The sequence below is a fragment of the Thiemannella venezuelensis genome, from assembly GCF_014203605.1.
Taxonomy (GTDB): Bacteria; Actinomycetota; Actinomycetes; order Streptosporangiales; family Streptosporangiaceae; genus Planomonospora_A; species Planomonospora_A venezuelensis.
Map to the genome: position 1 here is coordinate 107,406 of NZ_JACHJJ010000004.1, position 14,395 is coordinate 121,800.

The following is a 14,395-nucleotide window of genomic DNA, read 5'->3' on the forward strand; positions in this document are numbered from 1 at the left end:
CGGAGAGAGGTTCCCGATCACCGGGTGCCGTCTGCGGTGGTTCTACCAGGTGATCCAGCGGAAGCCTCTGTTATGGGCGATCACGCCTCGGCACCCGGTGTTCGCGTGGGCGGAGGCGGGAACCGGGCACGGGAGGGCGACCGGCCCTCGATCGCGCCGTGCCGGGCCGCGGGGCGTCCGCTCCGCATCATCGCCGGAGAGCGCCGGTCCGCGCCGCGGCGACCGCCAGTGTGGTGCAGGGCATCGTGAAGCCGCCCCCGATCGCGTCGATGGCGTCTCCGACGCCTGCCAGTACTTCCGCCTGCCTGTCCGCCGGGAGCCGGGTGAGGCCGCCGGTCGTGGGCAGCAGATCCAGCCACTCGTCGCGGGTGTAGGATCGCTTCCCGTCGAATCGCCACCGCTCCGGGTCGCTGAACTCGCCCGCTTTCCGGATCGCGTCGGCGAACGTGGTGAACATCGCCTGGTAGATGTCCAGGGCCTGCTTCGGAGGCCGGCCGTTGAACGGGGAGTCGGGCACCACCTGCCGGTAGACCGCAGCGAAGGCCTCCGCGATAGGTGGGGGAGGCTCGAAGACGTGCGCGAACACCGCCAGCAGACCGCCGGGTCGCAGGACCTGGGCCGCCTTCACGGGGCCCGCGACCGGGTCCACCCAGTGCCAGGCCTGGCCTGCGATGACCGCGTCGAATGTGCGGTCGGCCGGATCCCAGTCCTCGAACGCCGCCACCTCCACCTCGACCCCGCTGCGGCGCGCGAACCGGGCCATCCGCTCATCGGGGTCGACGCCCAGCACCGTGCAGCCGGCCGCCTGGAACTGCCGGGCCTCTATGCCGGTACCGCAGCCGACGTCCAGGACGTCAGGCCCAGGGCTGGCGGCGGCGATCCGCCGCACCAGAGCGCCGGGATAGGGGGGACGGGCCCGGTCGTAGCGTTCGGCGTCCACCCCGAACGACTCCGCCATCTGCCTGGCGCGGTGGGACTCATTCTCAGAAGGGCGTGATTGCCCCTGCGGTATAGTGGGCATGCGCCCACCATAGTGGGCGTGCGCCCACTCGGCAAGGGGTGGCGCTTAACGCTGGACGTAAGGGAACGCGCGATGCCGACCGGAGTGCACATCCGCGACGCCCGTCGGCACCTGTTCGACGCCGCCGAGCGCATCCTGTTCCGGGACGGGCCGGATGCGTTGACCAGCCGCGCGATAGCCACCGAGGCAGGCGTCGCCAAGGGCGTCCTGCACCGGCACTTCGCCGACTTCGATGCCTTCCTCGTCGAGCTCGTGCGAGACCGCATCGCCCGGATCGACGATCAGGCCGCCGCCTTGCGTGAGTCTGCCGGGACCGGCACCGTCGCCGGCAACCTCACCGGCGCGCTGATGGACCTGTTCGACCCGGTCGCGGTGGCGATCGTCGGTCTCATCATCTTCCGGGACGAACTGCGCGCCCGGCTGCGCCAAGCCGGACCGGACCGCGGCATCCCGGTCTTGACAGAGGCCGTAGCCATGATCGCCTCCTATCTCAACGACGAATGCGAGCTGGGCCGCATCGCGGTCGACACCGACGCCGACGCGCTCGCGCTCTCACTGATCGGGGCCGGGCACCTTCTGTTCGCTGACCGGGAAGGCGCCCCGGCGGAGGCCGGAGCCGTCGGCAGGATCGTGACCGCGGTCATCGCCGACGTCGTGCAGAGACGGCTGCTGTGAGAGGGCGGTTCGCGAGTCGCCGACCGGAGCGTCCAGGCGCAGGGCTCAGGTGAACCCCGCCAGCTTGTAGAGGACGAGCGAGCCCGCGACGGCCACGTTGAGGCTCGCCCCCGTGCCGATCATCGGGATCTCCACGGCCGCGTCGAGCAGGTCGAGGGCCTCCGGCGGGATGCCGTCGCGTTCGTGGCCGAGGACGGCCACCGTGGGACGGCGGGCCATGGGCAGGTCGGCCAGGCGGACGGCCTCCTCCGCCAGCTCCACGCCGAGGACGAGGTCCCCGGCTGTCCTGCGTTCGGCCAGCCAGGACAGCGGCTCGCGGACCCAGTGCACACAGGCGGGTTTGCGCAGCGTGTTGCCGCGCCGGAGGGCTTCGGGGACCCACGGCAGGCGGGGTACGGCCATGCACGCGCCGACCGCGTCGCAGGTCCGCAGCAGCGTGCCGAGATTGAGCCCGTGCATCGGCCAGAGCGGGGCGACGCACAGGTGACCGAGGCATCGCTGAGGGCGGGTACGGCGGGCGGCCCGCAGGTCCGTGCGGGTGCGCACCCGCACGGCGGGGCCGGTCACGACCGGGTGCGGACGGCCTCCGCGGGAAGGTGACAGATCATGCTGAGGGCGCTTCGGCGGTGCGCCCGGAACCATCGACGGGAATGTCTGCGCTCAGGATAGCCGTACGGCCGCCGCCGTCACGAGAGGCGGCGACCGTACGGTACTCCCGTGGCCCGTGGCCCGTGCGTTCTATTCGTTGACTTCCTCCCCACGGATGAATCCGGGGGTCTGCGCCCGAGGTTCCCGATCAGCCTGTCAGCGACCGCCGCCGGAGCCGTCGAGGCCGGCGCGGCGCAGGGCCTCGGCCATGGCGCCGCCCGGTGCGTTGCGCTGCTCGTCCCCGCGCCGGCCGCCACGCTGCTGCTGTCCGCCGCGGCCCTGGCCCTGACCGCCCTGACCGCCCTGTCCGCGCTGGCCGCCCTGACCGCCGCGCTGGCCTCCGCCCTGCCGGTTTCCCTGGCCGCCGTCGCGGTGTCCGCCGGAGCGGTCGCGCTGCTCGGGACGGGCCTCGGTCTCGTCCTCCAGACGGAGGGTGAGGGAGATGCGCTTGCGCGGGATGTCGACGTCGAGCACCTTCACCCGGACGACGTCACCGGACTTGACCACCTCGCGGGGGTCCTTGACGAAGGTGCGCGACATCGCCGAGACGTGCACCAGGCCGTCCTGGTGCACGCCGACGTCGACGAACGCGCCGAACGCGGCGACGTTGGTGACCACGCCCTCCAGCAGCATGCCGGGCTGCAGGTCGGAGATCTTCTCCACGCCCTCCTTGAAGGCCGCGGTCTTGAAGGCGGGCCGGGGGTCGCGGCCCGGCTTCTCCAGCTCGGTGAGGATGTCGGTGACGGTCGGCAGGCCGAAGGTGTCGTCCACGAAGTCCTGCGGCTTCAACGCCCGCAGCGCCGTGCCGTTCCCGACCAGCTCCTTGATCCCGCCGCCGGTGGCGGTGAGGATCCGGCGGACCACAGGGTAGGCCTCCGGGTGCACGCTGGAGGCGTCGAGCGGGTCGTCGCCGCCGGGGATGCGCAGGAAGCCCGCGCACTGCTCGAAGGCCTTGGGGCCGAGCCGGGCCACGTCCTTGAGCGCCCGCCGGGTGCGGAACGGGCCGCATGCGTCGCGGTGGGCGACGATGTTCTCCGCGAGCCCGGAACCGATGCCCGAGACCCGGGTCAGCAGCGGCGCCGAGGCGGTGTTGACGTCGACGCCGACGGCGTTCACGCAGTCCTCGACCACCGCGTCGAGTGAGCGGGAGAGCTTGCTCTCGGCCAGGTCGTGCTGGTACTGGCCGACGCCGATGGACTTCGGATCGATCTTGACGAGCTCGGCCAGCGGGTCCTGCAGGCGGCGGGCGATGGAGACCGCGCCGCGCAGTGAGACGTCCAGGCCGGGCAGCTCCTGCGAGGCGTAGGCGGAGGCGGAGTAGACCGAGGCCCCGGCCTCCGACACCACGATCTTGGTCAGCCCGGGGACCAGCTTGAGCAGGTCGGCGGCGAGCCTGTCCGTCTCCCTGGAGGCCGTGCCGTTGCCGATGGCGACCAGTTCCACGCCGTGGTCCTTCGCCAGCTTCGCCAGGGTGGCCAGCGACTGGTCCCACTGGCGGCGCGGCTCGTGCGGGTAGATCGTGTCGGTCGCCACGACCTTGCCGGTGCCGTCGACCACCGCGACCTTCACGCCGGTCCGCAGGCCCGGGTCCAGGCCCATCGTCGGCCGGGTCCCGGCGGGGGCGGCGAGCAGCAGGTCGCGCAGGTTGGTGGCGAACACCCGGACCGCCTCGTCCTCGGCCGCCTGCCACATGCGCATCCGCAGGTCGATCCCGAGGTGGACGAGGATGCGGGTGCGCCACGCCCAGCGCACGGTGTCGGCCAGCCACTTGTCGGCGGGCCGCCCCCGGTCGGAGATGCCGAAGCGGTGGGCGACGGCCGCCTCGTAGGTGCCGGTGGGCTCCTGTTCCGGCTCCAGGGTGAGGGTGAGGACCTCCTCCTTCTCACCCCGGAACATCGCCAGGATGCGGTGCGAGGGCAGCTTGGTGAACGGCTCGGCGAAGTCGAAGTAGTCGGAGAACTTGGCCCCCGCCTCCTCCTTGCCCTCCCGAACCGCCGCGACCAGCCGGCCCCGGCTCCACATGCGCTCGCGCAGCTCGCCGACCAGGTCGGCGTCCTCGCCGAACCGCTCGACCAGGATGGCCCGCGCCCCCTCCAGCGCGGCGGCGGCGTCCGGCACGCCCTCGCTGACGAAGGCCGCGGCCGCGGCCTGCGGGTCGACCGACGGGTCGCCGAGCAGCCCGTCGGCCAGCGGCTCCAGCCCGGCCTCCCGGGCGATCTGCGCCTTGGTGCGCCGCTTGGGCTTGTAGGGCAGGTAGATGTCCTCCAGCCGGGCCTTGGAGTCGGCCGCCATGATCTGGGCCTCAAGAGCCTCGTCGAGCTTGCCCTGGTTCCTGATCGACTCCAGGATCGCGGTGCGCCGCTCCTCCATCTCGCGCAGGTAGCGCAGCCGCTCCTCGAGTGTGCGCAGCTGCGCGTCGTCGAGCATCCCGGTGGCTTCCTTGCGGTAGCGCGCGATGAACGGCACCGTCGCCCCGCCGTCGAGCAGCTCCACCGCCGCCCGGACCTGGCCCTCGCGCACACCCAGCTCGTCGGCGATCCGCTGGTCAATAGAAGTCGTCACGGTCTCTTCCCCTTGTGATGGACGCCCCAAAGCTATCGTGCGGCGGGGAACCGGGAGCGGCGATGCCGCCCGGCAGGCGGACGACTCCGGGCCGGGCCTCCCGTCACACCTCCGGCAGGGCCGGGGCCAGACGGGTCCACTCGACGGTGGCCGCGGCGGCGTTGCCGCCCGGGGTGCCGGTCACCCAGTGGGTGAGCTGCGGCGTCTCCCTGCTGTCCTGGACCACCCAGGTGACCCCGGTGTCCGTGCCGTCGCGGGACAGCCGGGCGACACCGGAGCCGTCCACGGTCACCCGCCAGGTCGCGAGCCGCCCGGCGTCCTTTAGGGAGCAGACCTTCTCCCAGGCGGACGAGCCCTTGCGCATCGTCCAGACCCCGCTCCGCTGCACGGCCAGCATCAGCCGCCTGGCCCCGTTGGCGACCTTCGCGCCGAGGCAGACGCCGCTGCCGGTGCGGGGGTCCAGGGCGCTGTCGTCGTCCACCCGGCCCCGGAACTCCAGGACGAAGTCGCAGCCCGCGCGCACGTCGAGCGGGCAGGTGGCGCCGCTGGCCCGGGCGCCGGCGCTGCGCAGCGCGAACCCGCCGCCGGGGGTCCGCCGCGCGCCGCCGTACAGCTCCCACTCCCCGGCGAGCAGGTCGTCGCCGGTGAACCCCCGGGTGATGTCGAGCCCGGCCACCCTGATGTTGATCTGGTTGTGCTCCCAGACGACGAAGAACCTCCCCGGCGCGTACTCGTCGGCGCTCGGGTAGACGTCCCAGCCGCGCGCCGCCCCGCGCGTCAGCCGCCTGCCGTCGGCGAAGAGCCGCCCGGGACCCCACGGCTCGCCGGGCCGCCGCACCTTGTAGTGGAGCACCTCGCGGTACTGGTCGGGCCTGCTCTCCGGCGGGCCGGTGAACGGCCCGGCCAGCGTGTTGTAGATCGCCAGGTGGCGCCCCTCGGAGTCCCGGGTGAAGAACGTCTTGACGTAGTAGTTGGGCAGGTCCTCGTCCAGCGTCATCGGCGACCAGGTCAGGCCCCCATCGGTACTGGTCGCGGTGGCGCAGTGGGCGGCTCCGGTCCGGTAGCGGGCGTCGCGCTCGGCCGCCGACGCCCCGCCCCGCAGGTCCAGCGTGCGGGTGACCATGACGAGTGCGCCGGGATCGTCGTGGGCGATCGCGATCTGCGGCTCCTCGACCGCCACGCCGGGAGGGTTCTCCGCGAGCGCTCCGGACCGCCAGGTCCTCAGGTCCGCCGAGCGCAGCACCCCCGCCCGGGTGGTCCCGCCCGCCTGCCTCCAGTACGGCACCAGCCAGTGCCCGCCGTACCGGAGCGGCTTGCCGGCCACGACCACGCCCCTGCCGTTGCCCGGCACCTCCACGGTGATCGGGAAGTCGGTCCAGGTGCGGCCTGCGTCGGTGCTCCGCTTCGCCGTCATCGTGGTCGGGAAACCGTCCACGTCCCCCTCGCGGTCCCTGTCCCGCTCGACGTCGATCAGCCCGAGCAGCGCGTACAGGACGTCGCCGTCGCGGAGGAAGACCACGTAGTGGTAGCGGTGCGCGGCGGTCGCCGCCGCCAGCGTGCCCACCGCCCAGGTCGCGCCCCCGTCCTCCGAGCGGGCGAACATGATCGATCCCTGGTCCTTCGGGGACGGGTCCCGCGCGTCCCGCACCCCGGCCCGCCAGCCCACCACCAGCCGCCGCGCGTCCAGCGCGACGATGTCGGGGACCCGGTTCCCCTCGTGGGCGAGCTCCCCGTCCGGGGTCCGCTCGGCCTTCCCGTAGACGGTGACGGGGGTGCTGACGTGCGTTCCGACGATGTCGGTGTCCGGCCATGGCATGGGTTCCAGCCAACAGGCGGCGGGTGACCGGAGGGTTTCCGGAAGATGACGCCCGTACGGCCGTTCCCGGCCTCACGGGATCTGCGACCGGCCGACGGGCTTCACCGGGGCTCCGGCGCCGGGTCTCCGTCCGCCCGCATCCGTGCCGCGGTGATCGCCCCGCCGCTTCCGCGGAGGCAGTGGTCCGACCGGCAACCGCGCGACAACACCTCGGCGGCAGATTGTGCACCGGGGGCCGCGGCATCAGGGAGAGCCGCCGGCGGCGGAAGGCGTCGCCGCCGGCGTCCGTACGAGGACCGCCGGGCATCGGCGGTTCCCGGCGGCCCTCTCCGGATGTCCCGATCGAACCAGGAGGAGAACCGATGAAGCTCATCGCGGTCCACGGACGGGTCGCGCGGACGCTGGCCGTGGCGGCGCTGACGACCCTCGCAGCCGTCCCCGCCCTGGCCCGGCCCGCCCTGGCCCAGTCCACGCAGGCGCAGTCCACGCAGGCGCAGTCCACGCAGGCGCAGTCCACGCAGGCGCAGTCCACGCAGGCGCCCGCACCCGGGCGCTGCACCCTCCTCATCACCTCGACCCATCCCCAGATCAGGTTCAGCGAGCGGATCGTGAACATCTGCACCCCCCGCGCGGCCACCGACAGGCTCACCCAGACCAGGTACTACGGAGCGGACTGGCCGGACCCCGACGACTGGCTGAAGATGTTCGACCGGGTCGCTCCTCCCCTCACGGACAATTTCGTCGTGAGCAAGTTCGACCTCAACGAGGACGCCAGAACCGGGGATGAGATCTACACGAGGAACCTGTTCTTCCGGGCGGACGGTTCTTCATACGAGATCCGCTCCAACGAGGTCCACAAGCAGTTCCACCCCACGTATCCGTTCCAACCTGCCTGAGGCGCGCCAGAACGCCTGATCGATCACAGGTGTGAACGGATACCGTCCCGCGCAAGGCCGCTTCCCGGACCGGGAAGCGGCCCTGCGCCCTGTGTTTCCTGGTGCCTCCGGCTGGACTCGAACCAGCGTCCTCCTGCTCCGCAAGCAGGCGCGCTCTCCTCTGCGCCACGGAGGCCGGGCTCCTCCGGAAAGGAGGGGAGCCGGTGGCGGGTGTGGGAATCGAACCCACCTGGAGTGGCGTATGAAACCACCGGGCACGCCAGCGCCCCCACCCGCCGGGAATGCGAAAAGCCGCCCCGGGAACATGTCCGGGACGGCTCGCACGTGACGTCGCCAATCGTCACATGCGAGCCCACCGGGGCATGTTCATTCGGCGTCGGAGTCGCATTCTTCGTCCCTTTCCCAGGTGCTTGTGAAATGATCGTGCCGCGCCGGGGCATCCCGGCGCAACACGTTTTACCGGGGCCTTTCACCCAGCCGGGGGCTCGCCTTCCCGCCGATCGCAGCGGGCCGTACCGGGCGCTGTTTTCCGGGTTCGACCGGTCATCCGGCGGAGGGCCGCGTTCCGGCGGCTTTCTCCAGGGCCGGGCCGGTCAGCCGGTAGCGGTGCCACTCCTCGGTGTGCTCCGCGCCGATCGAGCGGTAGAACTCGATGGCCGGAGTGTTCCAGTCCAGCACGGACCACTCGAACCGGCCGTAGCCGCGCTCCACGCAGATGCGGGCCAGCTCGGTCAGGAGCGCCTTGCCGTGCCCGCCGCCCCGGTGGCGGGGGTGGACGAAGAGGTCCTCCAGGTAGATGCCGTGCCTGCCCTGCCAGGTGGAGAAGCTGAGGAACCAGACCGCGAACCCCGCGATCTCGTCGCCGTCGACCGCGAGGTGGCAGAAGACCTTGGGCTCCGGGCCGAAGAGGGCCTCGTGCACCTGCTCGGGGGTGGCCTCGACCTCGTCCGGCGCCTTCTCGTACTCGGCGAGCGCGTGGATCATCTCGATGATGGCCGGAACGTCCTCCGGCGTGGCGGGGCGAATCATGGTCAGAGTCTAGACACGCCGCGGAACCCCCCTCCGCCGTGCGGTGGGGGGCCGGGGACCCGCACCGGGTCCCCGGAGCGGTCTTCCCCCGCGGGAGCGGGAGGGATCAGTCGCAGCAGGAGCAGCAGTCGCAGCAGGAGCAGCAGTCGGCGTTGCGCAGGTAGCAGCGCTTGTCGCACGGAAGCCCCTTGCGCCTGCTCCACCGGGGCCGCCACATCCCGCAGGTGAGGAAGGTCGCCACTCCCGCCGCCGACTTGCGGATCCACCCCGGACGTTCGTAGGAGGCCGCCTCGGAGCGTTCGCGGAAGGTGCGCTCGACCGCTCGCCGTACCTCGGTTCCGAGGAGCACGTCCACGAGGTGCCGCTCGGCGAGCTCTGCCTCGCGCAGCGAGAGAGCGAGGCCGTGCACGGCGTCGTCGCAGAGCCGCCGCGCCTCGGCGAGAGTGGTGCCGGTGGCGGTCAGCGGGTTGAACGCGCCCCGCGCGTCGTCGTCGTCCTGGTCGGCGACCGCGTCCAGCAGATGCGCGACCCGGCCGAAGAACCGGCCCGCCTCGGCCAGCGCGGCGGCGTTGCCCGGCAGTCCGGAGAGCACGGCCGTGTGGGCGAACGCGGCGGACACCGCCTCCTCCGCCGGGCCGGTCAGGTCGAGCAGCGTGATCGGCCGCTCCCCGGCGCCGCCGGGCCCGGCCGGGGCGGCGGCCCGGCGCTCCAGGTCGAGCTGCCGGTCCACGGTGGAGGCCAGCACGGCGGTGTCGAAGCCGACGCCGGTCCCCAGCCGGGCTCCGCCCGCCTCCCAGCGGGCCGCCAGCATCCGCTGGGCCGGGCCGGTCCCGGCGGCGGCGTCGCCGTCCGCCACCTGGTCGCGGATCCTGCCCGCGGCCAGCACGAGCGAGACCGCGGCCGCCAGCCGCGCCCCCTGCGCCCGGGCGTCCACCACGTCGGCGGAGCGGAACCCGCGCAGCGCGCACGGTCCCGCCGTCCGGTGCGGGGAGGCCGACGGCAGCTGGGCCTCGGTGAGGACCGAGATGATCAGGGTGTCGTAGTTGGTGGTCAGCCGCGCCCCCTGACCCTGCCCGTCCCGCAGGGTCAGGCAGAGCCCGCACAGGTGGGCCCGCCACGCCTGCTGGAGGGACGGGCACCCGTGCTCGCTGCACGGGCGGATGATTCCGAACACGCGACCTCGCCGATTGGTACGTTCCGCTCACACGACTGGAGGAGATGGTAGCCCCCGCGAATTCCGAAACGGTCTCTGGCCGGAACCCGAGGGCGACGGCCTCGACCACGCCGGATGAGGGCTCGGGTTCACGGACCGGGACCGCAGGGCGCGACGCCGACGCCCGTCACCCGTTCGGTGGGGTGTGGCGGGCCAGCTTGACCGCCGAGACCAGCAGGATGGCGGCGAGGACGGGGATGAGGATCAGGTCGGGGACCACGCCGAGCAGCAGGCCTCCCAGCAGAGCGCCGGTGATCGAGCCCGCGGTCATGACCGCGGTGAAGCGCAGGTTGGCGCCGAGCACGGCGAAGCCGCCGTCGCGGCTGTAGCGGGCGAAGGCCACGAGCATCGTGGGCAGGGACACCAGTAGCGACAGGCTGCCGGCGGTCTTGATGTCGACGGCGTACAGCAGCACGATCGCCGGGATCAGCAGCTCCCCGCCGGCCACGCCCATGATGGCGGCGACCACGCCGATGCCGAACCCGGCCGCGACTCCCGCGGCCGTCCGCACCGGGCCGGGCAGGGCCGGCGCGCCCAGGGTGGTGGTGTGGGTGAGCAGCAGGGCGCCGGCCATGACGGCCATCAACACCGCCAGCACCTTGTGCAGGGTGGCGCTGCGCATCCGCACCGCCCACGACGCCCCGACCCAGGCGCCCAGAAGACTGCCGGACAGCAGGTTGGCCGCGATGCTCCAGTGCGCGCCGAGTTCGGCGAGCGGGACGGCGGCCAGGCGGGCGGGCAGCGCGGTGACCACCACGATCAGGCTCATGGCCTTGTTGAGGATGACCGCTGCCAGCGCGGCGAAGCCGAACACGCCGATCAGCAGGGGCAGGCGGAATTCTGCGCCGCCCAGGCCGATCATCCCGCCCAGGACGCCGACCGCCGCCCCGGCGGTGAAGACCGGCGGCATCGAGCGCACCGCGCGAACGGCGGGCACGATGTCGTCGTTCGAGGCCACGGGTGACCACACTCCTGTTCACCTGACGCCCGCACCCTACCGGCGGTCGGGCCTCGGCGATTCCGCGCCCCGGCGCCGGCGGCAGCGGAACTCACCGGCCTCGGCTTCCGGAGCATTCCGGAGCAGGAGGCGGAACCGTACCCGGCCGGCATCCCGTCGTGCGGGTACGGGTGTCAGCCGCAGGTGATCTCGGTGAAGGCCGGGGGCGTGGCGGCGGCGCCGACGAAGCCGATGCCGGAGACGGTGGCCCCCGGGGCGAGGACGGGGTCGTCCGCCGGGGCGTGGATCATCGCGATGGGGCCGCTCTGCATGTGCGTGCCCTTCCACGCCTGGGTGATCGTCGCGCCCTGCGGGAGGAGCCACTGGATGTACCAGTCGTTCATCGGGCGGCCGGTCGTGTTGCTGATCGTCGCGGTGCCCCGGTAACCGCCCGGCCAGGACTCGACGAGGGCGAGTGTGGCCGTACACCCGGCGGCCGGGACCGCGTGCGGGGACGGCGGGGGTGCGGAGGCGTCCCGGACGGCGGGCCCGCCCCCGCCCTGGGCGGAGGGACCGGCCGTGGCGCTCCCGGAGGGGAGCCGGTGCGCGGAGGTGTGCCGGGGCGCGGAGGTGTGCCGGGGCGCGTCGGCTCCGCCGACGCAGGCGGCCGCGACCAGCGCCACCGCCGCGCCCAGGAGGACGGAGCCCAGGACCGCCGCGGTCTTCCTGCGGGGTGCGCCGTGCGGGTCCGCACCGGACTCACTGTGCGGGTCCGCACCGGATTCACCGGGCGGGTCCGCACCGGGTGTGCCGGGCGGCTCCTCGCCGGGTGCGCCGCAGGGTCTCCCGCCGGATCCGGCCACGGTGGTCCTCCTCCCCGGGATGCGGGGCGGTCCCGGCCGGGGAGGCCGGCCGGGACCGCAGGTGTCAGGGGCTGGTGCAGGTGAGGGTGGGGGAGCCGCCGGCGCCGCTGCCGGTGAACCCGAAGGTGGTCGAGCCGCCCGCCGGGACGGTCCGGTTCCAGTCGGCGTTCTTGGCTGTGACCGTGGACCCGGAGACGGTGTGGGTGGCGCTCCACAGGCTGTTGATCGCGCTGCCGTCGCCGAGCGTCCAGCGGACGGTCCAGCCGTTGACGGCGGCGGTTCCGGGGTTGCGCACGGTGACCTCGCCCTGGAACCCGCCCGGCCAGGAGGTGACGGTCCGGTAGGTGGCGGTGCATCCGGCGTCCGGATCGCCGGTCGGGGTCGCCGTCGGGGTCGCCGTGGGGGTGACGGTCGGGGTGGGGCCTGGCCGGCCGACCCCGGTCACCTCGCCGTTCCCGCCGTCGAAGACGACGTCGGAGCAGTTGTAGAAGGTCTCGGCGCTGTCGGAGCGCTTCCACACCGAGTAGACGATGTGGCGGCCGGACTTGCCCGAGGGCAGCGTGGCGTTCCAGTAGTAGTGGGCGTCGTTGGTGCCCGGCGAGCCGACGCTCTGCGGGTGGTCGGCGGTGTGGAAGGGCTGCTCCTCCAGATCGTCCCAGGTGAGAGGCTTGCTGGGATCCCAGCCGTCCTTGGTGACGTAGAGGTAGAACCAGCCGGGGTGGGCGGCCCACTTGTTGTAGCGGAACTGGATCTGCGCCCCGGCGGTCAGGTGGGTCACCGGCCAGTCGGCGTGCGGGAGGTCGTACCCGCTGTAGCCGGGGTTGCCGCCGCTGCACAACTGCCCGTCGGGGATGAATCCGCGGGTGCGCCCGGCGCCGTCGGACCGGAGCACGCTGAACCAGTTGTAGAGGGAGTTGGCGCCGCTCTCCGCCACGGCGGCCGAGCAGGCGGGGTTGATCGGGACGATGTTGCCCTGTGGGGAGAGCCCGTCCTGCCAGCAGAAGAAGGTCCGGCTGCCGGGCACCATCATGGCGCCGTGAGCCGAGGCCGTGCTCGGGATGAGAACGACCGCGAGAAGCGCGGACATGAAGGTGACCACGCAGGCGACAGCGGTACTTCGCCAGTTGCGCACGGGAATGACCGACCTTTCGGAACGATGGATTACCGATCGATGCAGCGAAGCGCTCACGCGATTCGGACTCTAGGCCGGGGTCTGCGGAAGTGTAAACGAGACGCCGTGTACGGCGTCGCAGCCGGGACCGTCCGCGCAGTTCAGCAAGCGGGCACGGCGGGCGGAGCGGATGAAAGATTCATGTCGGCGGGGAAGTGGAGATCCATTCCCGGCCGTTCTGGAAAACGGCCGGGAAATCATGTCCGCGGCTGCGCCGAAGAGCTCGGAGCGGCTCCCGCCGGAGCCGTACGAGGTTCGGGGGAGCGGTTGCCGCGCATGCCGGGGAAAGCCTGAGGAACGGTTTCCGCCCGGCCGGGGAAAGCCTGAGGAACGGTTTCCGCCCGGCCGGGGAAAGCCTTAGGAACGGTTTCCGCCCGGCCGGGGAAAGCCCGGAGAAGGCCTTGCCCTCCGGGCGGGCCGTCATCCGGGGACGCCGCCGAAGACGTCCCGGTGGGCGATGGACAGGGCGGTGAACAGCGCGCCCGCGAGGACCGCGTTGCCCTCCACGGTGCTCGGCCGCACCTGGGCGGGGACGGGGGAGAGGGCGGCGAGGCGTTCGCCCACCCGCGCCGCGAGCTCGTCCCCGCCGCGGTGGCCGGTCCCTCCGCCGAGGACGACGAGGCCGGGGTCGAGGATCGCGACCGCCGCGAAGGCAACCTCCGCGATCCTGGCCGCGGCGGTGTCCGGATCGAGGCCGCGCAGGGCTTCGGCGGCCACCAGGTCGCAGAAGAGCGTGCCGCCCAGCCTGAGCAGCCCGATCTCGCCGGTGCCCCCCGAGACGCCGCGCCGCAGCCGTCCGCCGAGGGTGACCGCCGCGCCCACCCCGTCGTCCAGCCAGAGCAGGACGAAGTCCTCGCGCCCCCGGGCGGACCCGGCGCGGTGCTCGGCGACGGCGGCGAGGTTGACCTCGTTCTCCAGGGTCACCGGGGCGTCGATCCGGTGGCGCAGGGTCTGCAGGAGGTTCGGCCGCCAGCCGGGCACGCCGTTGTCCGACGTCAGGTCCCCGGCGCCCGGGTCGACCATGCCGGGGGCGCCCAGCACCACCGCGTGCATCGTCCGGGAACCGGACGCCTCCGCGACGGCGCCGACGACCAGCTCGGCCAGGTCGCCGCCCGGTCCGAGAGGGCGGGCGGCGGCGCCGACGGTCCGGCCGATGATGTCGGCCACGGTGGCGCTGACCGCGTCACGCCGGATGTCGACGCCGGCCACGTGGGCGCGGCCTGCGACGATGCCGTACAGGCGCGCGTTCGGTCCCCGGCGGTCCTCCCCGTACTCCCCGGTGACCTCGATCAGCCCGTTGACCCGGAGCCGCTCGATCAGGTCGGAGACGGTCGGGCGGGACAGACCGGTGAGCGCCCGCAGCTGGGGGGCGGTCAGCGGGCCGCGTTCCAGCAGCAGGTCGAGGGCGAGACGGTCGTTGATCGCCCTGGCCATCTGGGGTGTCGCGGTCTTCATGGGGTGATCACGGCTCCCGGCGGCATCGCGGTCTTCATGCCTCGATTATCCGGATCCCCGGCGTCGGCCGGATATCCTCTTTTAATCAGGGAGCCTACCTGTTAATTTC

General features: G+C 72.9%; 12 protein-coding genes and 2 tRNA genes. 2 read left to right on the top strand and 12 right to left on the bottom strand.

What is annotated here, in order from left to right; all coding sequences use genetic code 11:
- Positions 1 to 187: 187 nt before the first annotated feature.
- On the bottom strand, positions 188 to 958 hold the full coding sequence (locus FHS22_RS08150; protein ID WP_260407766.1) for a class I SAM-dependent methyltransferase: 771 nt from the start codon (positions 956 to 958) through the stop codon (positions 188 to 190).
- A 135-nt stretch (positions 959 to 1,093) separates the two neighbouring features.
- Here FHS22_RS08150 and FHS22_RS08155 point away from each other — a divergent pair, with 135 nt between their 5' ends.
- Entirely contained in the window at positions 1,094 to 1,696 is a 603-nt protein-coding gene (locus FHS22_RS08155; protein ID WP_184939829.1) for a TetR/AcrR family transcriptional regulator, read from the top strand.
- 45 nt (positions 1,697 to 1,741) lie between these two features.
- Here the strand turns inward: FHS22_RS08155 and FHS22_RS08160 are convergent, their stop codons facing one another.
- The 3 genes from FHS22_RS08160 to FHS22_RS08170 form a co-directional block, all read right to left on the bottom strand.
- Positions 1,742 to 2,263: a TrmH family RNA methyltransferase gene (locus tag FHS22_RS08160; RefSeq protein ID WP_338047652.1), complete on the bottom strand. Its 522-nt coding sequence runs from the start codon at positions 2,261 to 2,263 to the stop codon at positions 1,742 to 1,744.
- A 237-nt stretch (positions 2,264 to 2,500) separates the two neighbouring features.
- The gene (locus FHS22_RS08165; RefSeq protein ID WP_184939832.1) at positions 2,501 to 4,906 is read right to left on the bottom strand and encodes a Tex family protein; all 2,406 of its coding nucleotides are present in this window, start codon (positions 4,904 to 4,906) and stop codon (positions 2,501 to 2,503) included.
- A gap of 103 nt (positions 4,907 to 5,009) precedes the next feature.
- Complete coding sequence (locus FHS22_RS08170; protein ID WP_184939834.1) at positions 5,010 to 6,722, bottom strand: sialidase family protein; 1,713 nt, start codon at positions 6,720 to 6,722, stop codon at positions 5,010 to 5,012.
- 362 nt (positions 6,723 to 7,084) lie between these two features.
- Between FHS22_RS08170 and FHS22_RS08175 the strand changes: the two genes are divergently transcribed.
- The gene (locus tag FHS22_RS08175) at positions 7,085 to 7,618 is read left to right on the top strand and encodes a hypothetical protein (protein WP_184939836.1); all 534 of its coding nucleotides are present in this window, start codon (positions 7,085 to 7,087) and stop codon (positions 7,616 to 7,618) included.
- 99 nt (positions 7,619 to 7,717) lie between these two features.
- Here the strand turns inward: FHS22_RS08175 and FHS22_RS08180 are convergent.
- The 8 genes from FHS22_RS08180 to FHS22_RS08215 form a co-directional block, all read right to left on the bottom strand.
- Positions 7,718 to 7,793: transfer RNA gene (locus FHS22_RS08180), tRNA-Arg, on the bottom strand.
- A 29-nt stretch (positions 7,794 to 7,822) separates the two neighbouring features.
- A tRNA-Met gene (locus FHS22_RS08185) sits at positions 7,823 to 7,895 on the bottom strand.
- A 266-nt stretch (positions 7,896 to 8,161) separates the two neighbouring features.
- The gene (locus tag FHS22_RS08190) at positions 8,162 to 8,647 is read right to left on the bottom strand and encodes a GNAT family N-acetyltransferase (RefSeq protein ID WP_184939837.1); all 486 of its coding nucleotides are present in this window, start codon (positions 8,645 to 8,647) and stop codon (positions 8,162 to 8,164) included.
- A gap of 106 nt (positions 8,648 to 8,753) precedes the next feature.
- A complete protein-coding gene (locus FHS22_RS08195) occupies positions 8,754 to 9,821 on the bottom strand; it encodes a DUF5685 family protein (protein ID WP_184939839.1) in 1,068 nt (355 codons plus the stop codon).
- 166 nt (positions 9,822 to 9,987) lie between these two features.
- The gene (locus tag FHS22_RS08200; RefSeq protein ID WP_338047653.1) at positions 9,988 to 10,818 is read right to left on the bottom strand and encodes a sulfite exporter TauE/SafE family protein; all 831 of its coding nucleotides are present in this window, start codon (positions 10,816 to 10,818) and stop codon (positions 9,988 to 9,990) included.
- Between the two features lie 173 nt (positions 10,819 to 10,991).
- On the bottom strand, positions 10,992 to 11,660 hold the full coding sequence (locus tag FHS22_RS38935; protein WP_184939840.1) for a cellulose binding domain-containing protein: 669 nt from the start codon (positions 11,658 to 11,660) through the stop codon (positions 10,992 to 10,994).
- 64 nt (positions 11,661 to 11,724) lie between these two features.
- Positions 11,725 to 12,747, bottom strand: a complete 1,023-nt coding sequence (locus FHS22_RS08210; protein ID WP_184939842.1) for a lytic polysaccharide monooxygenase auxiliary activity family 9 protein — start codon at positions 12,745 to 12,747, stop codon at positions 11,725 to 11,727.
- Positions 12,748 to 13,251: 504 nt separating this feature from the next.
- The gene (locus FHS22_RS08215) at positions 13,252 to 14,286 is read right to left on the bottom strand and encodes an ROK family transcriptional regulator (RefSeq protein WP_184939844.1); all 1,035 of its coding nucleotides are present in this window, start codon (positions 14,284 to 14,286) and stop codon (positions 13,252 to 13,254) included.
- Positions 14,287 to 14,395: the final 109 nt, after the last annotated feature.